At 43.8% G+C, this 23,350-nt stretch carries 23 protein-coding genes, 1 pseudogene and 1 riboswitch; of the genes and pseudogenes, 19 read left to right on the forward strand and 5 right to left on the reverse strand.

Annotated features, from left to right (window positions below):
- Nucleotides 1–130 precede the first annotated feature (130 nt).
- The 10 genes and pseudogenes from BMZ78_RS12075 to BMZ78_RS12120 form a co-directional block, all read left to right on the forward strand.
- Entirely contained in the window at nucleotides 131–886 is a 756-nt protein-coding gene (locus tag BMZ78_RS12075; protein WP_093230629.1) for a MerR family transcriptional regulator, read from the forward strand.
- Nucleotides 887–1,348: 462 nt separating this feature from the next.
- A riboswitch (purine riboswitch) is annotated at nucleotides 1,349–1,449 on the forward strand.
- Between the two features lie 76 nt (nucleotides 1,450–1,525).
- Complete coding sequence (locus BMZ78_RS12080) at nucleotides 1,526–2,008, forward strand: (2Fe-2S)-binding protein (protein WP_341849637.1); 483 nt, start codon at nucleotides 1,526–1,528, stop codon at nucleotides 2,006–2,008.
- Between the two features lie 13 nt (nucleotides 2,009–2,021).
- Nucleotides 2,022–3,152, forward strand: coding sequence for an XdhC family protein (locus tag BMZ78_RS12085; RefSeq protein ID WP_093230630.1), 1,131 nt, complete (start codon nucleotides 2,022–2,024; stop codon nucleotides 3,150–3,152).
- 102 nt (nucleotides 3,153–3,254) lie between these two features.
- Nucleotides 3,255–3,560, forward strand: a complete 306-nt coding sequence (locus BMZ78_RS19600; protein ID WP_425263932.1) for a hypothetical protein — start codon at nucleotides 3,255–3,257, stop codon at nucleotides 3,558–3,560.
- 60 nt (nucleotides 3,561–3,620) lie between these two features.
- Nucleotides 3,621–3,857, forward strand: a complete 237-nt coding sequence (locus tag BMZ78_RS19605; RefSeq protein WP_093230633.1) for a zinc ribbon domain-containing protein — start codon at nucleotides 3,621–3,623, stop codon at nucleotides 3,855–3,857.
- Nucleotides 3,842–4,570 carry a nucleotidyltransferase family protein gene (locus tag BMZ78_RS12100; protein WP_093230635.1) on the forward strand — a complete coding sequence of 243 codons (729 nt, stop codon included), beginning with the start codon at nucleotides 3,842–3,844 and terminating at the stop codon, nucleotides 4,568–4,570. Before BMZ78_RS19605 ends, BMZ78_RS12100 begins: the two co-directional genes overlap by 16 nt.
- On the forward strand, nucleotides 4,567–5,445 hold the full coding sequence (locus BMZ78_RS12105) for an FAD binding domain-containing protein (protein ID WP_093230636.1): 879 nt from the start codon (nucleotides 4,567–4,569) through the stop codon (nucleotides 5,443–5,445). Before BMZ78_RS12100 ends, BMZ78_RS12105 begins: the two co-directional genes overlap by 4 nt.
- Complete coding sequence (locus tag BMZ78_RS12110) at nucleotides 5,442–7,757, forward strand: xanthine dehydrogenase family protein molybdopterin-binding subunit (RefSeq protein ID WP_093230638.1); 2,316 nt, start codon at nucleotides 5,442–5,444, stop codon at nucleotides 7,755–7,757. Before BMZ78_RS12105 ends, BMZ78_RS12110 begins: the two co-directional genes overlap by 4 nt.
- 40 nt (nucleotides 7,758–7,797) lie before the next feature.
- Entirely contained in the window at nucleotides 7,798–9,591 is a 1,794-nt protein-coding gene (gene ade / locus BMZ78_RS12115; RefSeq protein WP_093230639.1) for an adenine deaminase, read from the forward strand.
- Nucleotides 9,592–9,609: 18 nt separating this feature from the next.
- A pseudogene (locus tag BMZ78_RS12120) lies at nucleotides 9,610–9,807 on the forward strand (HAD family hydrolase); the annotation flags it as partial.
- Nucleotides 9,808–9,911: 104 nt separating this feature from the next.
- Here BMZ78_RS12120 and BMZ78_RS12125 read toward each other — a convergent pair.
- Nucleotides 9,912–11,267 (reverse strand): PepSY-associated TM helix domain-containing protein, encoded by a 1,356-nt coding sequence (locus BMZ78_RS12125; protein WP_093230642.1) that lies wholly within the window; start codon nucleotides 11,265–11,267, stop codon nucleotides 9,912–9,914.
- Between the two features lie 399 nt (nucleotides 11,268–11,666).
- Between BMZ78_RS12125 and BMZ78_RS12130 the strand changes: the two genes are divergently transcribed.
- Nucleotides 11,667–12,734 carry a DUF2157 domain-containing protein gene (locus BMZ78_RS12130; protein ID WP_093230644.1) on the forward strand — a complete coding sequence of 356 codons (1,068 nt, stop codon included), beginning with the start codon at nucleotides 11,667–11,669 and terminating at the stop codon, nucleotides 12,732–12,734.
- A complete protein-coding gene (locus BMZ78_RS12135; protein WP_093230645.1) occupies nucleotides 12,731–13,279 on the forward strand; it encodes a GDYXXLXY domain-containing protein in 549 nt (182 codons plus the stop codon). Before BMZ78_RS12130 ends, BMZ78_RS12135 begins: the two co-directional genes overlap by 4 nt.
- Nucleotides 13,280–13,300: 21 nt before the next feature.
- Here BMZ78_RS12135 and fni read toward each other — a convergent pair whose 3' ends face one another.
- The 3 genes from fni to BMZ78_RS12150 all read right to left on the reverse strand — a co-directional run bounded on the left by fni (nucleotide 13,301) and on the right by BMZ78_RS12150 (nucleotide 16,218).
- A complete protein-coding gene (fni, locus tag BMZ78_RS12140) occupies nucleotides 13,301–14,338 on the reverse strand; it encodes a type 2 isopentenyl-diphosphate Delta-isomerase (RefSeq protein WP_093230647.1) in 1,038 nt (345 codons plus the stop codon).
- A 316-nt stretch (nucleotides 14,339–14,654) separates the two neighbouring features.
- Nucleotides 14,655–15,434: a Cof-type HAD-IIB family hydrolase gene (locus BMZ78_RS12145; RefSeq protein WP_093230648.1), complete on the reverse strand. Its 780-nt coding sequence runs from the start codon at nucleotides 15,432–15,434 to the stop codon at nucleotides 14,655–14,657.
- A 106-nt stretch (nucleotides 15,435–15,540) separates the two neighbouring features.
- Nucleotides 15,541–16,218 (reverse strand): GH25 family lysozyme, encoded by a 678-nt coding sequence (locus BMZ78_RS12150; RefSeq protein WP_245739846.1) that lies wholly within the window; start codon nucleotides 16,216–16,218, stop codon nucleotides 15,541–15,543.
- Nucleotides 16,219–16,385: 167 nt separating this feature from the next.
- On the opposite strand from BMZ78_RS12150, the gene BMZ78_RS12155 reads away from it, so the two are divergent.
- From BMZ78_RS12155 to BMZ78_RS12170, 4 genes are all read left to right on the forward strand, one after another.
- A complete protein-coding gene (locus BMZ78_RS12155; protein WP_093230650.1) occupies nucleotides 16,386–17,096 on the forward strand; it encodes an SMI1/KNR4 family protein in 711 nt (236 codons plus the stop codon).
- A 16-nt stretch (nucleotides 17,097–17,112) separates the two neighbouring features.
- A complete protein-coding gene (locus BMZ78_RS12160) occupies nucleotides 17,113–17,739 on the forward strand; it encodes a GNAT family N-acetyltransferase (RefSeq protein WP_245739847.1) in 627 nt (208 codons plus the stop codon).
- Nucleotides 17,740–17,866: 127 nt separating this feature from the next.
- The gene (locus tag BMZ78_RS12165) at nucleotides 17,867–18,223 is read left to right on the forward strand and encodes a hypothetical protein (protein ID WP_093230651.1); all 357 of its coding nucleotides are present in this window, start codon (nucleotides 17,867–17,869) and stop codon (nucleotides 18,221–18,223) included.
- A gap of 100 nt (nucleotides 18,224–18,323) precedes the next feature.
- A complete protein-coding gene (locus BMZ78_RS12170) occupies nucleotides 18,324–18,689 on the forward strand; it encodes a hypothetical protein (RefSeq protein WP_093230653.1) in 366 nt (121 codons plus the stop codon).
- A gap of 204 nt (nucleotides 18,690–18,893) precedes the next feature.
- On the opposite strand, the gene BMZ78_RS12175 is transcribed toward BMZ78_RS12170, so the two are convergent.
- The gene (locus BMZ78_RS12175; RefSeq protein WP_093230654.1) at nucleotides 18,894–19,448 is read right to left on the reverse strand and encodes a hypothetical protein; all 555 of its coding nucleotides are present in this window, start codon (nucleotides 19,446–19,448) and stop codon (nucleotides 18,894–18,896) included.
- Between the two features lie 772 nt (nucleotides 19,449–20,220).
- Here BMZ78_RS12175 and BMZ78_RS12180 point away from each other — a divergent pair.
- Genes BMZ78_RS12180 through BMZ78_RS12190 form a run of 3 tightly spaced genes read left to right on the forward strand, consistent with a single transcriptional unit; the run spans nucleotide 20,221 to nucleotide 23,347 of the window.
- A complete protein-coding gene (locus BMZ78_RS12180) occupies nucleotides 20,221–21,387 on the forward strand; it encodes a thiolase family protein (protein ID WP_093230656.1) in 1,167 nt (388 codons plus the stop codon).
- Between the two features lie 4 nt (nucleotides 21,388–21,391).
- On the forward strand, nucleotides 21,392–22,135 hold the full coding sequence (locus BMZ78_RS12185; protein ID WP_093230657.1) for an SDR family NAD(P)-dependent oxidoreductase: 744 nt from the start codon (nucleotides 21,392–21,394) through the stop codon (nucleotides 22,133–22,135).
- 33 nt (nucleotides 22,136–22,168) lie between these two features.
- The gene (locus BMZ78_RS12190; RefSeq protein WP_093230750.1) at nucleotides 22,169–23,347 is read left to right on the forward strand and encodes an acyl-CoA dehydrogenase family protein; all 1,179 of its coding nucleotides are present in this window, start codon (nucleotides 22,169–22,171) and stop codon (nucleotides 23,345–23,347) included.
- Nucleotides 23,348–23,350 lie beyond the last annotated feature (3 nt).

Genomic DNA, 23,350 nt, shown 5'->3' on the forward strand with positions numbered 1-23,350 from the left:
GGGCTGATTTTCCGATGACAGGAAAATCAGCCTTTGTTTAACATTGAATAAAAAGGGCACACTCCAAAAAAAAGTATTGACATTGACGCATACGTAAAGGTGTACAGTTAAGGTGTTAGGAGGGGATCACATGGAATACACCGTGCAGAAGCTGGCACGGTTGGCTGGAGTCAGTGCCAGAACGCTTCGGTATTATGACGAAATCGGGATTCTGAAGCCAGCAAGAATCAACTCGTCGGGATACCGGATCTATGGTCAGAATGAAGTAAACCGTTTACAGCAAATTCTGTTTTACAAAGAATTAGGGGTTAGTTTAGACGTAATTAAAGATATCGTCACTTCCCCCAATTATGATGGACTCAAAGCCCTCCGTGACCATCGTGAACAACTCCTCTCAAAGAGAAAGCGGTTGGATGTGCTGATCGCCAATGTGGAAAAAACAATTGCTTCAATGGAAGGGAGAATCACTATGACCGATCAAGAGAAGTTTGAAGGTTTCAAGCAGAAGTTGATTGATGACAACGAAGCTATGTACGGGAAAGAAATCCGTGCTAAATACGGCGACGATGTCGTAAATCGATCCAATGAAAAACTCAAAAACATGACGAAAGAAGAGTACGAAGAGGTTACCCGCCTGGCGGACGAAGTTCTGGACACACTTGCCAGAGCGTTTGCAAATGGAGACCCAGCAAGCGACATTGCACAAAAAACAGCCGAGTTGCATAAACAGTGGCTGATGTATTTTTGGAGCGAATACAGCAAAGAAGCGCATGCTGGTCTTGCCCAAATGTATGTGGATGATGAGCGGTTTAAGGCGTACTATGAAAAGCAACCTGGTATGACAGAATTCCTGAGAGACGCGATTCACATCTATACAGGTGCTTAAAAATAGATAGAGTAATATCCTTTCGTATCGTTAATATGAATGAGTAAATGAAAATGCCATCTACCCAAAGTAGATGGCTTGTTTGATCTTATGAAATTGGCTTCTCGAAAGGATGCTGATATTGACCGCCTAATAGGGCCAGGTCTGTCAAAGAGGGAGATTTTATCAACGAAATATTCTTGACATTATTAATTGCGTTATTTAATATTATGTTTAGATAATGATCTATACTGTTTTGAAAAAAATTTACTGATCAATCCATGGAAGTTCCTTGCTTAAGCTGAAATAAAAAAATGATATAGCCAAATGGATGCAAGAGTGCAACAGGATCATATTTTCACAGAGTGAGAAACACTTAAAACGATCATTCGAGGAAAAACACGTAAAGCGAAACGATCACAGGCATGGAATAAGACAGATGAGGCGAGAAGCTCGCCATTTGAATGCTGGTGCAGTTCACAATTGAATACATTGAAGTTTTCTCGTATAACCTCAACGATATGGGTTGAGGGTCTCTACTGGAAACCGTAAATTTCCTAGCTACGAGAAAAATCTGCTTTTTGTGGATTTTTCTCGTGGCTAGGATTTTTTTTAGCCGCGATTTTTGCATGCTTTGAAATCTGAAGGGAGGTTGCCATTTTGAATTTGAAAGAGATATCTTTTACTGTAAACGGTCAATCTGTATGCGTTTTTACTTATCCGGCCAAACCGCTGTTGGACGTGCTTCGGGAAGAGCTGAATCTTACAGGAAGCAAAGAGTGCTGTGGTAAAGGGGAGTGTGGCAGTTGTTCCGTCATTTTGGACGGAGAAGTGGTATGTTCGTGTCTGGTTTTAGTAGGGCAAGTGGAAGGCAAGGATATTAAAACCATTGAAGGGATTGGGGACCCGGATCATTTGGATCCTTTGCAGGAGGCTTTTTTGGATTGCGGGGCAACCCAATGCGGTTATTGCACGCCGGGAATCATTGTTGCTGCCAGAGCTTACTTGGATCGCATCCAACATATCCCGACTCACGAGGAGATTAAGGATGCGCTTGCCGGCAACCTGTGTCGTTGCACGGGATATACCAAAATTATTCAGGCCGTGAAAAAAGCTGCTGAACAACAATTTATTTTGAGATAGGAGGAGGGGTTCTTTGAATATCTTTCGGCTTCTGATCAATGAGATCAAGCGTGGTCGAAATGTCTTTCTGGCTACAGTAGTTGGAGGAAGCATTAAACAAGCCATCGGGAAGCAAATTCTTTATGATGATGTAGGAGAAATCCTGGCAAAGGAAGAACCGATCCATCTCCAGCTCGATCTGCCCCATCAAATCAGGGCAGGAAAAGCCGGAGTCCATTCCGTGAACGTTCAAGGCAATCAGATCAAAGTGATGGTGGAACCATTATCTCCCCAGCCGACTCTGCTTGTTTTCGGGAGTGGTCATATTGCCGAATCCCTTGTTTCGATAGCAAAAATACTGTCTTACCAGGTCATTGTGATAGATGATCGTTCAGAATATGCGAATCAGGATCAGCTTCCGCTGGCTGATCAGATCATTTGCGGCAATTTCGATGAAATCATGGAACAGGTACCGGTTCATTCACAGTGTTATGCCGTTTTGGCAACCCGAAGTCATCAGACCGATGCCATTTGTTTATCTCATTTAATAAATCAATCATTGCCATACATCGGGATGGTGGGAAGCACACGCAAGATTCGGAGTATCTTCTCGTTGCTGAGAGATCGAGGGTTGGATCCGGCTCAGCAAACGAACATATTTGCCCCGGTAGGGTTGGATATTCAATCGGAGACACCAGAGGAGATTGCTTTATCCATCTTGGCGGAGATTCAGCTCATCCGGTTTGGAGGTACAGGCAAGCCTTTATCTTCGATGAAAAAGATAAAAAAGGTGCACCCACATGATAACAAGCGGATGAGACAAGAATTGGATCTGTTTGAGGCCATGGCAAATGCCTGGGAAGAAGGGCGGTCATTTGCCGCCGTTACCATTATCGGGACAACAGGGCATGTTCCAAGGGGAATAGGAAGCCGGATGATCGTCTGGGAAGACGGGAGCATCTGCCGAACCATTGGGGGCGGAAGAAGGGAAAATGAAATTATTCAAATGGCTCTGGAGTGCCTCAAAGAAAGAAAGACTTACTGTGCAGAAGCGGATTTTGGAGGAAGCTATGATTCTTTTCAACCTGTCTGTGGCGGACGGTTTACCTATTTCATCAAACCGTACGTGAGTACCGTCCCTTCACCCAATTGTATGAAAACATGAACATCATTAATCAATAAAGTGGTGGAAGAAGCTGATCTTCCGGTGACGGACTCCACTTACACGGATGGAGTCGGCGTGGATTTGGGCTTGAAGTATTTTGTGATGACCAGTAAAGGCCATCCATTCAAGAATATCAACAAATCTTCCGCTGTGGAACGAGTGGAGAAGCCCTTGAAAAGAGCTCAACGGGCGCTCTCCAGAAAACTCAAATCCAGAAAAAAGCGAGGTGAAAAATCTGCTGCTGGAGGAGGGAGTAACATGGCAAAGAATGTCCTGAGGGTGCAAAAACTCCGTGCAAGGCTGAAACGCATGAGGGATGCTTATCATGCTTGGGTGGTGAGCATGTTGGTGAAAGCCAGGCCAGCCTATATCACCATTGAAAAGCTCCATGTCAAAGGCATGATGTGAAACCGGCATTGGAGTCGAACAGCTGCCAATCAGGGGTTTTACAGTTTCAAACAAAAGCTCTTGAACGCTTGCAGGAAGTATGGAATTGAGCTCAGGGAAGCAGACACCTTCTATCCATCCAGCAAGATGTGTTCTTGCTGTGGTTATGCGAAGAAGAATCTTTCGTTGTCTAAGCGGATCTTCCACTGTGAATTCTGCGGCAATGAAATCGACCGTGACTTCAATGCAGCGATTAACCTCATGCAAGCCAAATATGTTGCAGTGCTGACCAGCCTGCATTTATGTACCGGTGGCTAGCCGGGAATTTACGCCTGTGGAGTGTCACACCAAACCTCAGCAGCTTCGGGGAAGCTGGATACGTTGGAGCAGGAAAACTCTCCAGGCATGGACATTTTTGTCTATGTTTACAGGTAGCAGTACTCAGTATGTATACAGCGATTCTTCTTGCGGCAGGTCGTTCTTCGCGCATGGGTCGTCCAAAAGGCCTTTTGCAATGGAATGAAAAGCCCCTTATCAGAAACCAATTAGAGCAGTTGGGATTATCGCGTATTCACAAGATTATCGTTGTATTAGGATACAAACCCGAGGTTTATGAACCGTTTATGGATCATCAAGATGGCAAGATTACAGTATTGTGGAATGAAAATTGGGAACAGGGGAAAAGTTCCTCTATTTTAAAAGGTTTAAGTGCGATTGATCACCATTGCCGTGCGATTTTATTTGTGAATATAGATCAGCCGGTTTCTTCCCGAATCGTAAACCAATTGATCGATTCCTATGAAAAAACAGGGAGAAAGATTCACATTCCGGTATTTCAGCATCGAAAAGGGCATCCTGTATTGATTTCTACAGAGCTGTTGGAAGCTCTATATCTCGTTAATGAAGAGAGTCAGGGGCTTAAGAGCATCATCCGGGCATACCAGGAAGACATTGAGCTGGTCCATGTAGAAGATCCAAGTGTTTTATATAACTTTAATACGCCGGCCGATCTAAAGGGGGAGTGGTCATGAGAGTTTCAGAAATCGAATTGGTTTCTCCCAAGTCTGTGATTGAATGTTTGTCTTATATGGCTGAATCTGACAGAACTGTCCGCCTGATCGCAGGGGGAACGGATGCTGTTGTGCAAATGAAAGAAGGGAAGGGGCGTCCGGAAGTATGGATTAATATAAAAGGGTTGAAAGAACTTCGATACATTAGAGAAGAGGCGGATGGAATCCATTTGGGGCCATTAACGACTCATACGGATATCGCCAGATCCAATTTGCTAAAGAGTCGGGCGGAAGCATTGGCTGAGGCATCCTGGCAGGTCGGAGCTGAGCAAATTCGGAACATGGGAACCATCGGCGGAAATATAGTGACCGCTTCTCCAGCCGGGGATACCATTCCTGCTCTTTATGTGCTGGATGCAGAGCTGGAATTGCAATCTTTAACAGGAAAACGAAGAATTAAAATTGAGGATTTTTTCCTTGGTCCGAGAAGAACGGTGCTTCAAAAGGATGAAATGATTACGGACATCATTATTCAACCACAGAAGCCAAATGAGATCTCCATTTTCCAAAAGCTGGGCCCTCGCCGAGCTCAAGCGATTTCCATTGTCAATGTTGCCGTGAAATTGGCTATGGGCACGGAACCGCGTCAGTGTTTGGATGGAAAGATCGCTTTTGGATCTGTAGCTCCTACCGTGATCCGTGCCAAAAAATGTGAAGCCATGCTGAAATTAGGCACGCTGACTGACGAGATGATTCGTCAAATAGGGAAAACGGCATGGAAAGAAGTATCACCGATTTCCGATATCCGGGCATCCGCTGAATATCGCCGGGATATGGCAGGAGCCTTGTTGGAAAGAGGATTATATCGATTAATGAAAAGGTGGGAGAGCCGATGAGTGTTCAAGTAGAACCCAAAAAATTAAAATGGGTTGGGCAAAGGGTCAGGCGCAAAGATGGCCCTGAAAAGGTAACCGGTTCTTTAAAATATATGACTGACTATCAATTTGAGAATATGGTGTGGGGCAGAGTTCTCCGCTCCAGATACCCTTATGCCAGAATTAAACGAATCGATACATCCAAAGCGAAAGCATACCCGGGTGTTATTTGTGTGCTGACCCACGAGGATGTCCCCGGATTCAACGGATTCGGGATTGTCATTCCAGATCAGCCTGTTCTTTGCCATGATTACGTAAGATGTATGGGAGATGCAGTGGCCCTGGTAGCAGCAGAAACAGAAGAAATTGCTGAGGAAGCATTGCAACTGATTGAAGTGGATTATGAAGTTTTGGAACCGGTCACAGACCCGGAAGAAGCCATTAAAGATTCCGCCCCCAAACTTCATCCTTCCGGCAATATTCACAGCCGGGTGCATGTGAAGAACGGGGATGTGAAGAAGGCTTTTGCCGAAGCGGATGTGATTGTGGAAAATACTTATTACTCCCCGCGGCAAATGCATGCCTTTATTGAGACCGAAGGCGGTTGGGGAATCCTTGAAGAGGATGGTTCTTTGACAATTCGATGTCCGGGTCAATACGCTTTTCGGGATCGCCTGCAAATCGCAAGAGTGCTCGCTTGGAATCCGGAACGGATTCGTGTGATTTCCAATCCAATCGGCGGGGGGTTTGGCGGCAAAGACGAAATCACTGTACAAATTTATCTTGCATTGCTCGCTCTTCACACGGGAGGGCGGCCGGTAAAAATTCATTATAAAAGAGAGGAATCGGTCATCGCCGGGATCAAAAGGCATCCTTTTAAGGTTACGATGAAAACCGCGGCCAAAAAAGACGGCACGTTGGTCGCCAATAAAGTTGTCGCTTTTGGTGATACGGGAGCCTATGCATCCTTAGGCGGAGCAGTAATCAGTTTGGCGATCGAGCATAGTTGCGGCCCTTATTATATCCCAAATGTCGATTTGGAAGGTTACTGTGTATATACCAATAACGGCATTGCCGGGGCATTCCGCGGCTTCGGGGTGAACCAGGTTTGTTTGGCGATTGAGCAAAACATCGACATGATTGCCGAAAAATTGGGGATGGACCCCATCGAAATCCGCAAAAAGAATGTTTATCATCAAGGCGGTCTCTCCAGTATGGGCCATCGTGTGACGACGAGTGTTGGAACATGGAAAACATTGGACGCAGCAGAGAATTGTGAATTATGGAAAAACAGGGAGAAGTACAAGGCGAACCCTTCCGAGCCCTGGAAAAAACGAGGGATTGGAGTGGCTACTTCTTTTCACGGGATCGGCATGGGGTTCGGTCTGCCGGACTATGGAGCCGCAACCATTGAACTTTTGCCGGGTGGAAGATTTTTGGTGGGGGTCTGTTCTGAGGATATCGGTCAAGGGAATGGAACCGTTTTTGCCATCGTGGCAGCGGAAGCATTGCAATGTCATATAGATGATATTGATGTCATTCAAGGAGATACCCGGCGCACCATCGACAGCGGCACCGTATCAGCTTCGCGGTCTACTTACGTAGGAGGCAATTCCGTGCTTGCTGCCGCACCTTTTATGATTAAGTTATTAAAGAGTACGGCAGCTGAGATATTTAAAATTGATGTTGATCTGGTGGAACTGCGCGATGGAAAGCTTTGGGCCAAAGTTCCTGTTGAAGGGAAAAATGTGCTTACTTATGCCGATATCTATCAATACCTTTATGAACATAGAAGGGAGACAAAAGTAGAAGGCCATTTCATGGTGCCAAAGGCGGAGAAACAAATTGGCAATAATGTAGGGATGCCTCATCATGTATATGGTTATCAGACCCATGTTGTTCTGGTAGAGGTAGATACGTTGACGGGAGAAACGGAAGTATTGCGGGTTGTTTCCATTCCGGACTGCGGCAAGGTGATCAATCTCCAAGGACTTGAAGGCCAGGCGGAAGGTGGAGCCGTTATGGGAATGGGTTATACCCTTTATGAGGACACCATCATAGAGAGGGGAATATTTAAGACGACAAACTTCACCAATTATATCCTTCCAACCTTTAAAGAGACTCCGATCATAGAAACAATCCCCATTGAAGAAGCGGAGAAAACAGGGCCTTTCGGTGCCAAAGGGATTGGAGAAGTGGTTATGATTCCTATTATTGCGGCTATTGTACAGGCGATCTATGACGCAACAGGCGTACGAATCAATCATCTTCCTGCCACCCCGGAGCGTGTGTATAAGGCGATGAAGGAGCAAGGAGTCATTTATAGAGGATAACGGTAAGTCTTATCCGAGAGAGAGAAGGAGAATCAAAATCATGAGCGATTTATCGATTCTGAAGAGAAGGATCTTGGTCTCCGGCAAAAAACAGCTTGCTGATCTTGTTGTGCGAAATGGAAAGATTGTCAATGTCTTTACAGGAGAATTGATGGAAGGAGACATCGCTATCGTCGACGGTATGATAGCCGGAATAGGCTCTTATGAAGGAATGGAAGTGATCGATGCACAAGGAAAGTTTATCGTCCCTGGATTTATAGACGGCCATGTGCATATCGAATCGGCTATGGTTACACCTGCGGAGTTTTGCCGGATTGTTCTTCCTCATGGAGTTACCACCATCATCGCGGATCCTCATGAAATCGCAAATGTTTCTGGCACGGAAGGAATTCAATACATGCTTGATGCTTCGGAATCGCTTCCTTTTGATGCGTATTTTATGCTTCCTTCCTGTGTGCCGGCCACCCCGTTTGAGAACGCGGGCGCCCGTCTTGATGCCAAAGACATGGATCACCTTTATGCCCATCCCAGAGTACTTGGATTAGGGGAAGTCATGGACTTTCCCTCTATATCCGGGACACAGGAAAACATGTTGCAAAAAATCGCTGCTGCACATGCCAAAAAGGCCAAAATCGACGGGCATGCCGCCGGCATCAGCAGGGAAGATTTGAGCATTTACATGGCGGCGGGGATCCGGACTGACCATGAGTGCATCAATGCTCAAGAAGCCAAGGATCGTTTGGATCTCGGGATGTATTTAATGGTTCGCCAAGGTTCAGTTGCGCGGGATTTGGAGGCCTTGCTTCCGGCGGTAACTCCGCAAAATGCAAGACGATGCCTGTTTGTCACGGATGATAAACATTTGGACGATTTGCTGGAAGAAGGAAGCATTGACTGTAATGTCAGATTGGCGATTAAAAACGGGATTCCCGCCATTACGGCCATTCAAATGGCGACACTGAACTCAGCGGAATGCTTTGGGCTCCATCATTTAGGAGCCATCGCCCCTGGATACCAGGCTGACTTTTTACTGCTTGAGGATTTGGAACAGATTACGATTCATCAGGTTTACAAAAAAGGCAAGCTCGTAGCGGAACAGGGGAAAATCATAGAAACAGCCTTTTCTGATCATCCCACTCATTCGACACCTTCAATTCTTAAAGATAGTGTGCGGATTGGGAAGATCACCGGCGATCAATTGGCTATTCCCCTTAGTTCCAATCAATGCCATGTCATTGAAATTATTCCCAACAGCTTGGTCACCAACCATCTCGTAGAACAGGTGGATATAGAAAATGGATGTTTTGTCCCTTCAATCACCAAAGACCAATTAAAAATCGCGGTGATTGAAAGACATCGTGCCACGGGAAATATTGGACTCGGCATTGTCAAAGGGTTTGGAATAAAAAAAGGGGCTATTGCATCCACCGTTACCCACGATTCACACAATCTCATTGTTGTAGGCCAAAACGATCAGGACATGCTGGCGGCCATCCATCATTTGAAAAGAATTCAGGGTGGTTTAGCCGTCGTTTGTGAAGGACGAATCTTAGCCTCTTTACCTCTGCCGATCGCCGGTCTGATGACGGACCGGACTCAGCAAGAAATCTACAAACATTTGAAACAGTTAAATCGAGCTGCTCGGGAAATCGGAGTCTCTAAGGAATTGAATCCGTTTTTGACTCTTTCCTTCTTGGCCCTTCCGGTGATTCCTTATTTGAAAATTACCGACCTGGGATTATTCCATTTTTCTTCATTCAGTCATATATCCGTCGAGCAGAGGCCCCATGATTCAACATTAGGAACTGGAACACACAGAAACCCGCTTTCTTAGAAGCGGGTTTCGCAGACTGTAGAAAAACCACTTCTGAACACGGCTTTCATTGGTGATGGATTAAACGATCTGGAAATGATTGAGATGGTTGGAAAGGGAATTGCAATGGGAAATGCCGTGCCTGAAGTGAAAAGGGTAGCAGATGTAATCACTTCAACCAATTGTCAAGATGGTAACTTTCATGGGCTAATGGAAGTAGGGTTGTTAGAAGGGTAGAGTAACAGAGAAAGAAAAAGCCGATCTTTCCACACCACGTCGAGAAAAATCGGCTTTTTTATCTATATCTTTTCTTAACGTATTTTTTTATAAGTTGTATAAGATCAACCAACCCACTGTTGCAGTGTTGGTATTCTCTTAATAATAAGGAAGTCTAAAAGGAGCACAATCAGCAAGGAGACACCGACGAGCGGGAAAAGAATCCCCAGAATGATAATGATCATGCTGACCCACTTCGTCATTTTAAAGTTTTTGGGTGCAGTTGGTGCGCCGAGTTTTCCTTGAGGTCTTCGTTTCCACCACATAATCAACCCACTGCCTGCAATGACAATGAGACCTATACAGGTGAATAAACCGAGAAGTTGGTTTAATAGACCAAAGTAATGTCCTTCATGTAAAGCAATTCCAATCGAGATTGCTTTTGCCAAAGGTCCATAATCCTTGAATCTCAAGTCTGCCAATACTTTGCCGCTGTACTGGTCAATGTGCAGAGTCGCCTGATCTTCTGGACGATCTGGGGATACGGATATTGTGTATACGCCTTTTTCTCCTTCTGGAAAGTGTATATTATAACCAGGGTGCACTTTTCGTGTGTCTGCAATATGGATTACTTGTTCCACTGAAAGAGTTTTGACACCTGAAGAGGAGTTGGGTACGGGTAATTGTTCTGCAGCCCAAGGGACTTTGGTCACATCTTTGGTAGGAATCTGCGACTGCGGTTTTGGTCCCCAAGCAAAAGCATATTCAGGGTATCCAGTATTTGTTGCTGTAGCCACTTTACTAATCCAATCTCCCATTAAACCGGACCATGGCAAACCCGTTAGGATTAGGATGACTATAAATAAGGACAACCAAAAAGCAGGTACGGCATGAAGATCACGCCAAAAGGTGCGCGTTCCCTTTGTCAGACGAGGAATAATGGTTCCAAACAAAGAATTTTTTTCACGTGGCCACCAGAGATAAAGACCCGTGATAAGTAAGATAAACGCCCAACAAGCTGCCAGTTCCACCAACCGATCGCCAATCGTTCCCGCCATCAGTTCGCCATGCAATTTCTCAATCTTATCCATCAAACGATCTTCATTATTCAGTTTTCCTACAATTTTTCCATTATAGGGATTGACAAATACGGTGAGTGACTGTTTTCCATTTTGAATTCCCACTTCAGCTGTTCGATTGGGTTCAAAGCTGGGTTTATAACTTGTAATTTTCGCCTGAGGATAGGCTTTTTTCACTGCTCCCAGCTGCATGGATGGACTGATTTTTTGCTTTCCCGCCTGGATATAGTAATAATCTTGATAGATCCAGTTTTCAATTTGTGGCTTGAATAGATAGATCGCCCCTGTAACGGATAACATGATGATAAATGGGGCAAAGATGATTCCCGCATAAAAGTGCCAACGCCAAATTGCAGCATATAATTGCTTTTTTGATTCAGGTGGATGAGTTTGAGATGACATAGTGGTGATGATTCCCTCCTTTATATAAATGAATCTCTTGTTTCTTTATAAGTGTAGGATAAAAAAGGAGGGAATCCATGATCCTAAAGAGCTATAAATTGTGTCGATCTGCGAACAAAAAGAGGGGAAAGAATGTTGTAGATACTCTTCTGGGATCTCTACCGCACGAGATAGATATACCATATTCCAAAGCATGATCACCGCTCTGCTGACACTTTACAGGTGATCTTTGTAGGAAAGACTCTCTGGCGCGGTTTGTTTTCATATTATTTTTATATCTTGTAATGGAGTGAATAGAGGATGTAGTGTAAAATTATACTAAAAGTGCAAGAGATTACTGCAGATGAATAAACTGGTGTTTTCGACCAAAGCAATTTTTTCCTATAGGGAGGATAAAAATTGAAACGACTTGTTACGAAATCGCAATTTGAGTTTTTTAAAAAAGAGCTTTCTCATTTTGAGCAACATGGTGTGATTTCATCAGAACAGCTCCAATCCATGCTGTCATCCTATGAAGTGAAAGCACGTTTCAGTTTTATTCGCATTCTTTTGATAGTGGGTTCGATCTTGGTGGGAGCAGGGATTCTTAGCTTTATTGCATCAAACTGGAGTGCATTACCTAAAGTGATAAAATTCCTGATCATCCTGGTTGGAATGACGGGATTCTATCTGGCGGGATGGAAAACGGAAAAAACTTATCCCAAAACATCGAAAAGCTTGTATTATATCGGTCTTGCCATTTATGGAGCAGGTATTTTTCTCATCGGGCAAATGTTTCATCTCGGTTCTGACTACCAGAATGCATTTCTTGCCTGGACTGTTGGCGCCTTACCATTGGCTTTATATCTCAATGACCGATGGGTTTCACTGTTTGCCATTGTACTGATGGGGATATATGCCTCAGGATCATGGAATTCTTATGAACCCTATCCGTATGCTTTATTTGCGTTTATTCCATTGATGTATTGGATGAATGAAAAGAAAATAGGGCAGTCCAAGTTGATCTTTTTCTTTCATAATCTTCTAACCATTCTTTTCATATGTATTACGATATTCCGTTTGGCAGATGAACGAATAATTCCCTTTGCTCTTTTTGTTCTTGGTATTGGAATGATGTATGTAAATGATCGGTCATATGCCAAAGTATGGGAATGGCAAGGTTCAGTTTTGCATGGAATAGCAGGGATCATTCTTAGCTTCTCGGACATTTGGAAGGTATGGGGCATTTTTTATTTTAATGGGATTGGGATTGTTTTTGCAGTTGCCTACATGGTTTTTCTCCTTTACTTGCTAAAGAGAGGAAGTCTCCCGTCCATTATTGTCATCTGTGGTCTTATTTTCCGGTTCTATGTAGATATTTCCTATGACTTCTTGCCAAAATCCCTGTTCTTTGTAATTAGCGGCGGGATACTCATCGCATTTGGATTTTGGTTTGAAAAGAAGCGAAAAGGTGGAATGAAAGGATGAGAACACGAATCCTCCCCAATCGATATTTTTTTGTTACTTTATTGATCCCAGTGGTTGTTTTGCTATCCATGACTGTAAAACCCATGATGGCAACGATGTATGGCCAAACCATTGCATTGCAAACGGTGCCATATGATCCACGAGATCTGTTTTATGGTGATTATGCAACCTTAAAGTATGAGATCAGTGAAGTGAAGGCCTCAATATTGGATAAAGAATTGGCTCTGAAGCTGAAAAAAGATCAGTATCTTAAAGGAGTTCCTGTCTATGTTTCATTAAAGAAAAAGGGGAAAGTGTATACGGCCGAGAAGGTATCCGAAAAGAAACCAACATCCCCTATATACTTAGAGGGAAAGCTTTATCCTGGCTATAACGAGACTTCAGGTGAGCCTACGTATCTGGTTCACTACCCATTTGAGCAGTTTTATGTGGAAGAAGGTACAGGGCCAAAGTTAGAGGAGATGTCCAGAAAAGGAAAGCTGATTGTATATTTGAAGGTGAAAGATGGGTATGCAATCTTAACAAATATTGAGATGTCACCATGATTTTTTAACGGAATTCCCATATTAATCACCTCGGAGGGATGGGATCAATCGATCCGTTTTTTGCAGTCCTTGTATATCTGAAACTCCAATCCCAAACATGGCAATTTTGAGTTCCAATTCAATTAATGTAAGATGGTTGATAATATGTTCAGGTGTTGGCTCAACAGCCGATTTTAAAAGGGAGCGTCCGTATCCGGCCAGTCTGGCTCCCAAGGCAATGGCTTTGGCTGCATCTATTCCACTGGAAAGACCACCGCTCGCAATTAAAAGTGCATAGGGAACTCTTCTTTTTACATCCATCATGCATTCAGCAGTAGGAATTCCCCAATCACTGAATGACTCTGCCGCTTGTTTAAGTAATGGATGACTGGTACGATATTTTTCTACTTGACTCCAAGAAGTCCCGCCTGCTCCCGCAACATCGATAAAGGATACCCCTATGGAGATGAGTTGTTCAGCGAGTTTGCCATCGATTCCCCATCCGACTTCTTTGACACCAATCGGAATTTCCAGCTTGTTACAGAGTCGCTCGATTTTTTTTAATAAACCGGCGAACCGAGTGTTGCCTTCAGGTTGAAACACTTCCTGGAGGGAATTAAGATGAAGGACCAATGCATCTGCTTCAGCCAACTCTACAATCTGGCGACAATGATCCATGCCATACCCGTAGTTTAATTGTACCGCTCCCAGGTTGGCGAATATTGGAATGGTTGGAGCGTATTTTCGGACTTGAAAAGTAGATCTGCTCTCTGGATATTCCAAGGCAACACGCATCGAACCAAGTCCCATCGCCCATCCCCGTTCTTCAGCAGCCAAGGCCATGTTTTTATTAATTTCTCCTGTTCTCTTGGTTCCACCTGTCATAGAACTGATAAGCAGAGGAGCTTTTAATTTTTTCCCCAGGAAAGTTGCAGTTAATGAGATATCCGAAAAATTTATTTCCGGCAAGGCGCAATGTAGGAATCGATAGTTTTCAAATCCTGTAGTAAGGTTCCTGCTTGTAACATTGCGTTTTAGAACAAGTTCAATATGCTCATCTTTTCTATGTTGTATGGTCATTGATTTAGCACTCCCAGGGAAAATTTGTTTTATTTGATACAAGGATGTCTATTTTTTTGGGAAAATGAATAAGGCTTATACTATTATTTTCAGCTTAATAACAAAGTTTTCGTTATATGCCAGTTTTTCTTTTCCGTTTCACTCCCGCTCAATAAAAACGAGCAATAAGTCGTTCAACTGGAAAAGGAAAACCGGGTTTGTCAACAATCTTATACTATTATTTTTCTCTTTTATCGAAATGAAACTCCCTAAAATCAACAAAAAATCCCAAGACAACGACTGGTTTGTGAGCCGTGTCTAGGGATTTTTTGATGTTTTATTGATCCAACAATCCGATCTTCACTAACCCTTGAAAAATTCCATCTTCCGAAGAAGAAGCAGTGATTACATCGGCTACTTCTTTTAGTTCAGGGACTGCATTCCCCATCGCCACTCCTGTTCCAACAAACTGTAGCATTTCGATATCATTTAGTCCGTCGCCAAAAGCATAGCTGTTTTCTTTCTTGATTCCAGTCACTTCCAACAGTTTTTGTATACCAACAGCTTTTGAGCAACCTTTTGGTAAAATATCCATGGCACACTCATGCCATCGGATGAAACTGTATTCCGGATAACGTTCGATATAAATCTGCTCATCTTTTTCTTTACAGAATAGATGTCCCTGGAAAATAGGGAAGTGTTTATAAAAATGTTTATCCACTGGAGGATAGTCCCAGTTCAATGAGCGATAACTAGCTTGAATATATGGATGACCTGCTGCTGTTGCCCTGATCTCTTGATGATTGCAAAAAGCAATGGGATGGCCATGGCTCTTGGCAAATTGGGTAATATCTTCAAAGATGGCTGGATCCATAGGGTTGGTATATATCTCTTTTCCTTCAAACACAACATACTGACCATTAATGGACACAAAAGATCGTATATTCAATTCTTCGAGAATCCATTCCATTTCGTAAGGAACACGACCGGTTGCAATAGCCGTATAAACTCCACTTTCTTGCAACAGCTGAATCGCTTTTTTAGTGGATGCAGGAATTTGTTTGGCTTCATTTAACAGGGTTCCATCTATATCGAAAAATACGATTTTTTTCTCCATTTGTTTTCACCTTTTTTACTTCATAAGGTATATTTCGTCTGTATATTGAGTGTACGATATGAAAGGCTTTTCAGGTCAAGTCTTATTTATTAAGATATTTTTATCTTCATTTCTGCCCGGCTGTTTTGATAAGAAAGACTTTCCTAAACTCGTTTATGTCTCCATTAAAAGCGTTAATATCTACATATGTCGGAATTCCACTCACTCGTCCACGGTTATTGTATTGCCAAATAAGCCATTTTTGGTCGTTAAGGATAGGAAACTTTACAATATCCCGAATCCAGATATGATAGTTGTTAAAATGGCCTTTTACATATTGGTTATAGGTATCATAGGTTACATATAAAATAGGCTTCTTACCATAGTGGTGTTCCAAAATAGTTGCCAGATTTTGCAGCTCTTGTCTTACTTTATTTTTATCATGTTGCAAATGAATCTCCACATCGATAACGGGTGGTAAACTATTTGGCTGCTTGGGAACTGTGTTAATAAAGTTTTGAGCCTGATCTCTACCAGAACTCCTCATCGAAAAAAAGTGATAAGCACCTGTTAAGAATCCATGTTTTTGGGCTTCTTGCCAATTATATCTGAATTTTTTGTCCGCCAAATCATGGCCTTCCGTTGCTTTAATAAACACAAACTGAAAGTCGTTTTTTTCTTGAACCTTTTTCCAATTGATTTCCCCTTGATGATGGGATACATCGAGCCCTTTCACTTCGTGGTTCATGGCAAAAAGCTCATTATGCCATATTATCCCGAAATACTCGAAAATGCCTAAAATCAAGAGGATAAAACTTGTGAACAGAAAGATTCGTCGCACTTATCATCACCTTACATATTTTTTCTCCATTTTAACATGTGGTTATTAAGATAAATCTCTTTCATTTATTTGAACTTATCCCGGAAACAATGGAGTAAAGGTTAAAAAACTCGTATGAAAAAGGTGAGAAAATGATTCATCCGATTACTTATCACACAGAAGCATTAAAATTAATGGGAATTCCAGCAGTATTGTCAATGAAACGATTAGAGCTCATTGAAGAAATGGAAAGGAAATTTAAAAGAAAGCTTCCATCTTCATTCAGGGAGCTTTATGCAGTTGAAGGAGTTGAAGAATGGTTTGAGCAACATAATTGGGATCAGCTCGTACCTCTTCAACGCTTGGAACTGGAAACGAGAAAGTTTTGGGAAGAAGAGCTGCAATTAAAGTTTCTGGATATTCCTGTAAATATGACAGCAGATGAAGGGATTCCCATTTTTATTGAATGCCAAGGTTGTTGGACGTGGTGGGTGCTGTTAACCGGATCAAATGATCCACCCGTTATTGTCGAATCCCTGGAAGATGATGCACAGATCCTGGCTTGTGAACGACTATCTGATTTCATTTTTGCAAATGTATGGGATCGAGCCATTAGAGGGAATTTGATAACAGGAACTTACGAACAAGAACAAAAGTTTCTTTGCTATTTGCGAACTCACTTTGACGAAAAGCCAGCTACTCGACTTACTGCAACAGTGAATCGATACCGTTTTGGTTTTCAGGATTGTAAGATGCTTCTCTGGGATGAGACCTGTCAATTTTTTCTTTCGGCAGATAGCGAAGAAACTCAGGAAAAAGTACTAAGGCTCATCGAGCCGTTTGTCAAATTGGATCATCGGTAATTAAGGAGTGACTACAGTGTTCGTGATTCGTAAATTCGAAGATCCGGACGCAGATCAGATTGTAACGTTGTTTTATGACACCGTACATTCGGTCAATGCACGGGACTACACTCTAGAACAACTCAATGCTTGGGCACCGAAGAGGTCAGCAGATGAAAGAAAAGAGCAGGTTGAAAGGCTAAAACTTTCGCTCCGAAAGCACATATCTTATGTTGCCGACATGGGTGGTCAAGTGGTTGGTTTTGCCGATATAATCGAGGATGGCTACCTGAATCGAATGTTCGCTCATAAAGATCATCAAGGAGAAGGGATTGGTTCTGCCTTATTGCGTAAGCTTGAATGTGAAGTAATGCAACTTGGCATAACTGAAGTACGCACTGATGCAAGCATAACAGCAAAGCCCTTCTTTGAACGTCACGGGTGTGACGGTTCAACCACAAACAGTAATAGTACGTTGCGTTTCGATGGTCAATTTCAAGATGGTGAAAACTTTATAGCGGTATCCTTTATAACTCTAAAATTAACAACTGCTACGTTAGTACGAAAGTGTTACCCTAAGTTTCCTAAGTGGTATTTCAAGTCATTTTTCCATTTACTGGGGAAGATGATACCAAAATCGACATTCGCTACCTCTACCCTATAACAAATGTAAGCGATAGGAGAAAATTGAAGGGATTTGTTTCTTTCATAGATAAGGAGAATCCTCTATAATGAAGGGGAGGGGATGGAACTTTTACACAATTTAAATAAAAATATAAGGAGCCCATTGTATGAGTAAAGACAATCTCAATCAATGTCCCCCTTTGCCGCAAAAACGAGCACACTTACCTCTAAATATTCCAATCTCAAAGAAAGATTTTGAGCGTATTCAAGCAGGTTTCGTTCCAAAGGATACGGATGATCGATGGTATGTACATTATAAGGATGGCGAAATTCACTTTCATCGTAGCTGGACAGGATTTTGCATTTTTCAATTGCATGTTCAACCGGATAAACAAAGTTATTGCATAACAGATGGATGGGTAAATCGAGACCCAGACCAATACAGGTCTAATAATTTAGATGACGATCGAGATCTCTTATTCGGTTTATTTAAAGTTCTATTTGGAATCGAGTTAAAACCATAAATGTCTATTTGAATCGGAAGATTCACTGTAGAGTATTCTATTTTTTACCTTGATAGTGATGGGGTAATGACACGTGATCCTGAAGCAGGAGGCAAAGCTGATGTTTAAATCCATTGATCAATTGAAGAACTTTCAATACTCTGACGTAGATACAGTATGGCAAACGTTCTTATATTTCGTGGAAACACAATATGAAGACGATGACGAATTATTCCAATTTGTGAAAGATACCTACTATCAACTCAAAAGGTGTAAAGGAGAATGGAGTGGATTTGGTGGGAATGCCTATCAATTTGAGCGTCGACCTCGTAATAAACTCTGCTTTACCTTCGTTAATCGAACGTATTGCTGCTCCTATCCTGAGTTTATGAAGCACTATCAATTTGCTCTAGAAACGACAGAAAAGGTTCGAAACGAAGTAAGAGAGGCTTTAAAACAAAAGGAGAATGCTGAAGAGCAAACATGAAACCATCTGATGATAATTATGGGTGAATCCACTTGTAGGACCCGTTCCTATTTCAAGTACCCCTTTACAGGCGCCGTTCACAAGAAAATGGATGTAGGTATAATTTTGCTATTCATAGAAAATATATTATACAAACTCTTTACCCCATGAGATGAACACAAAAAAAGAGCTCCGCATGACTAAGCATGTGAAGCTTTATTTCTTTCATTTTCCTGTATATTCAACCATTATAGAAACCGAACCGTGATTAAATAGTCTGCCCGCTTTTTGTCCGGTTACCAAAAACCGGTCTTTTTTCGCCATATCCAATAACTTTTGATCTGTATCATTTTCATCTCTTTTGACCATAAGATATACACCATCCTGATTCGTTTTTGATGGTAAAACATATGGTCGGATTGCAAACCGTTTATCGACCCATACCAATCTCTTCCGAGTTTCTGCAGAAAATTGTGGTTCTACTCTTAAATTAAAAACTAATGCCATTATTGACGGGTTTTTGAGTTCAAAATGGTAAGAAATCGTCCTGTATTTATCAGGGTGGTTTAAGATATCATCTATTTGCTTCGGACTCAATCCATGGGCCTTCAATGTATCCCTATTTTCTCTAAACTCCATGATATCGTGTACTCTAATATCATTTAGTTTTATTTCCAATATTTGCCCGGAAACTGAGATGAAATAGAAAACAAAAAATCCAACGATCATGACAGTCAATACCATTAAAACCAAGTATCTTTTCTTTTTAAGGAATGCCATATTATACCTCCCGGACCACAATTGACAGATTAAGGATTTGATCTTGCCAAAACGTATGGTGAACTGTTTGGAAGGAAAGAGATCTTTCATTCTTACTATCATACTATATGTATTTTTAGATTAGGACGCTTAATGCTTAGACGTCCGACACAACAATAGTTTTATTTAGCTTTTGCATAATGATATTGATCGGTGGTCAGTTCCGAGTGGAACTGATTTTTTTATAAGTCAATTTTGCCAAGTCGACATTGACTTGGATAATGCAAGAATGACTTAAAAAGAAATGCATAATTGTTAAAAATCATGTTTTTCAAAGAAATATATTTAGTTCCATGTTAAAATGTTATATTTTCAAATAATTATAACTACATATAGTATCTCGGTAAACTAAAAGATACTGCATGTTGTAGGGTTAATTCTATAAAAATCACATGGAAATCAGTTATAAATATACAGATTCTTATATGTTGGCACACTATTTGCTACATAAAATGGTAAAGAAGAATACGGCGTTTACCTCTCAGTGCAGGGAGGTGTCTCACTGCCAAAAAGGTACGGCCGAATCTCTTGGCCAGTACAACTGCTTCGAATTAGGAGACAAGTTTGTTCTAAGGAAGACGAGGGTTGCCGGGTTCGTCCCGCTTCAATAGTACGACAGATGGATTCGTGTTCAAGAATAAGCGTCATGTGATGGAACCGAGATTTGATAAGTCATTGATCCATCTGTCGTTTCCAGGGATATTGCCGGAAATGACTGAAAAGAAGGAGGAATATCGAGATGGAAGCAGTGATTGTTTCGGCGGTGCGTACCGCAATCGCAAAAGAGGGAGGAGCCTTGCGCAATTTGGCACCGTTTCAGTACGGGGCAACCGTCATTCGCGAAGCAGTCTCCCGGGTTGGTATCCAACCGGAGGAGATCGATGACGTAATTTTCGGAAATTGTTTGGCTGGTGGCGGCAATATCGCCCGCCTGTCGTTGCTCCAAGCGGGACTGCCGATCGAAATACCTGGCATGACCATTGACCGGCAATGCGGTTCAGGCATGAATGCGGTGGCTCTGGCAGCGGAAGCGGTGTGGGCCGGCCGTGGGGAAGTGTTTGTGGCTGGCGGCACGGAGAGTATGACACGCCGTCCGTACCTGCTGGAGAAACCGACTAAGGCGTTTGACCGCCATCCGCCCCGGTTTTTCCAGCCACAGCTATCGACGAAGGAAATCGGTGATCCGCCAATGGGCATCACGGCTGAAAACCTTGCTGTCAAATACGGCATCTCACGCGAGGAACAGGATCAGTTCGCATACGAGAGCCAGCGAAAAATGGCCCGTGCAATGGAGGAAGGCCGGTTCCAGGAACAGATTGTGCCGATCGTGGTACAAGACGGCAAAAATGAATTCGTATTTGACACCGATGAGCATCCGCGTCCAAACACCACTTTGGAGGTGCTTGCGAAGTTGCCGCCGGTGTTTAAAGAAGGAGGCAGCGTGACGGCCGGCAACAGCTCGGGCATAAATGATGGGGCTTCTGCCCTGGTAGTGATGTCGAGAGCGAAAGCGGAGTCGATGGGACTGGAGATTTTGGCTAAGGTGTCCGCCTACGCTGTCGCTGGTGTCGACCCGAACATCATGGGCATCGGGCCGGTTCCAGCTATTCGCAAATTGCTAAAGCGGACCGGGTTGAAGCTGGAAGACATTGATCTGATCGAAATCAATGAAGCGTTCGCCGCCCAGGTGTTGGCTTGTCACCGGGAACTGAAGTTTGACATGAACAAAGTGAACGTCAATGGCGGCGCGATTGCGCACGGCCACCCGATCGCCGCAACAGGCGCGATGCTTTGCACAAAACTGGTGTACGAGATGAAGCGAACTGGGGCGAAGCGCGGCTTGGTAACTGCGTGTATCGGCGGCGGACAGGGAATTGCAGTGCTGTTCGAAAGGGGATAAGAAGATGCGATTTACAGGAAAAATTGCAGTTGTAACAGGAGCAGGCAGTGGCATCGGAGAAGCGGTGGCAATGCGGCTGGCGCAAGAAGGCGCACATACAGTTCTGGTCGGCCGCACGCTTTCAAAGCTGGAAACAGTTGCCGGAAAAATCGGGGAGCTGTCGGCTACCACCTATGCCGCAGATGTTACCAGCGAGCAGGAGGTACGGCAACTGGCCGGATTTTTGCGTGAAAAATTCGGCAACATCGACATCCTGGTGAACAATGCGGGTGGCTCGAAGCACAATAAATTGCTTGAAATCTCGGTAGCAGAGTGGGAGGAAGTGCAGGCGGCGAATCTACGCAGCGTATTTCTTGTATCGCGTGAATTGTCGGAGTTGATGCATGGTGGAAATAACCGGTCGATCATTAACATCGCCTCGATTTCCGGTATCAAACCGGGGAAGATGATCGCTCACTATTCGGCTGCGAAGGCGGGTGTGATCAACCTAACCCGGGCGTTCGCCCATGAACTGTCGCCGTACGGCATCCGGGTGAATTCGATCAGCCCCGGTTTCATCGAAACGCCACTAACGGAAGAAGGATTGAAGAACAAAAAGTTTGCTGAAAGCATCGCACGCCACACCGCATTGAAGCGCGTCGGCCAGCCACAGGAAGTGGCGGGTGTGGTGGCGTTCCTTGCCTCCGAGGATGCGTCTTACATAACGGGAGCGGACATCGTTGTCGACGGAGGTTGGTTAATTCAATAGAAGACTTATCAACGTGGGGGGGAACTGAGAATGATTGATTTTGAGCTGACACCCGAACAGCGCGAGATTCAGCGGTTAGCACGCGAATTTGCAGAAAAGGAAATCAGGCCTGTGGCAGCCTATTTCGATGAAACGGAAGAGTTTCCCTGGGAAATTGTCCGCAAGGCACACAAGATCGGGCTGACCACTTTCTCCTATCCGGAAGAATACGGCGGCGGAGGGATTGACGATCCGATCACGAGTCTTTTGGTTTCGGAAGAACTGGCTTGGGGATGCGCTGGTATTGCCACGGCGATCAACGGTACCCATCTGCCAGTGGCGGCGATCATGGCGATGGGAACCACGGAGCAAAAGAAAAAATGGATTCCGATGTTTTGCGATCCGGACAATTGCAAGATCGGCGCAATGGGCCTGACGGAGCCGGGCGCAGGGTCGGACGTGTCGTCGATCCAAACGACAGCGAGACGGGAAGGTGATTATTACGTATTGAACGGCACCAAGCAGTTTATCACCAATGGCGGCATCGCTGACATTCATGTGGTGTTCGCCACACTCGACCGCAGCAAGGGATGGGGCGGTGTGGCTGCATTTCTGATCGATGACAAAAATACACCCGGCTTATCGATGGGACGCAAGGAAAAGAAGATGGGGGTCCGCGCTTCCCACACGGCCCAAATCATATTGGAGGATGTTCGGGTGCCGGTGGAAAACCGGCTGGGTGGCGAGCCAGGTGATCCGGAGTATGTGCCAGGTTATATCGGCGGACTAAAGATGCTTGAGCACACCCGACCTGGTGTGGCCGCTTCCGCCATTGGCATCGCCCGGGCCGCTTATGAATATGCGTTGGAATACGCCAAGCAACGGATCCAATTTGGCAAGCCGATTATCGAACACCAGGCAGTGGCATTCAAACTGGCAGACATGGCTACCAAAATTGATGCGGCAAGGTTATTGGCTTGGCGCGCCGGTTGGATGCGTCACAAAGGGATCGAGTTTAAGCGCGGGGAAGGCAGCATGGCCAAACTGTTCGCCGGAGATGTGGCAATGGAAACGACGATCAATGCCATTCAAATCCTCGGTGGTTATGGGTACATCAAGGAGTATCCGGTGGAAAAATGGGCACGCGATGCGAAAATTTATCAAATCTGGGAAGGTACAGCCGAAATCCAGAGACTGGTGATATCCCGGGCGATCGCCAAATACGGGCGATAAGCC

Source organism: Thermoflavimicrobium dichotomicum (genome assembly GCF_900114055.1).
Lineage (GTDB): Bacteria > Bacillota > Bacilli > Thermoactinomycetales > Thermoactinomycetaceae > Thermoflavimicrobium > Thermoflavimicrobium dichotomicum.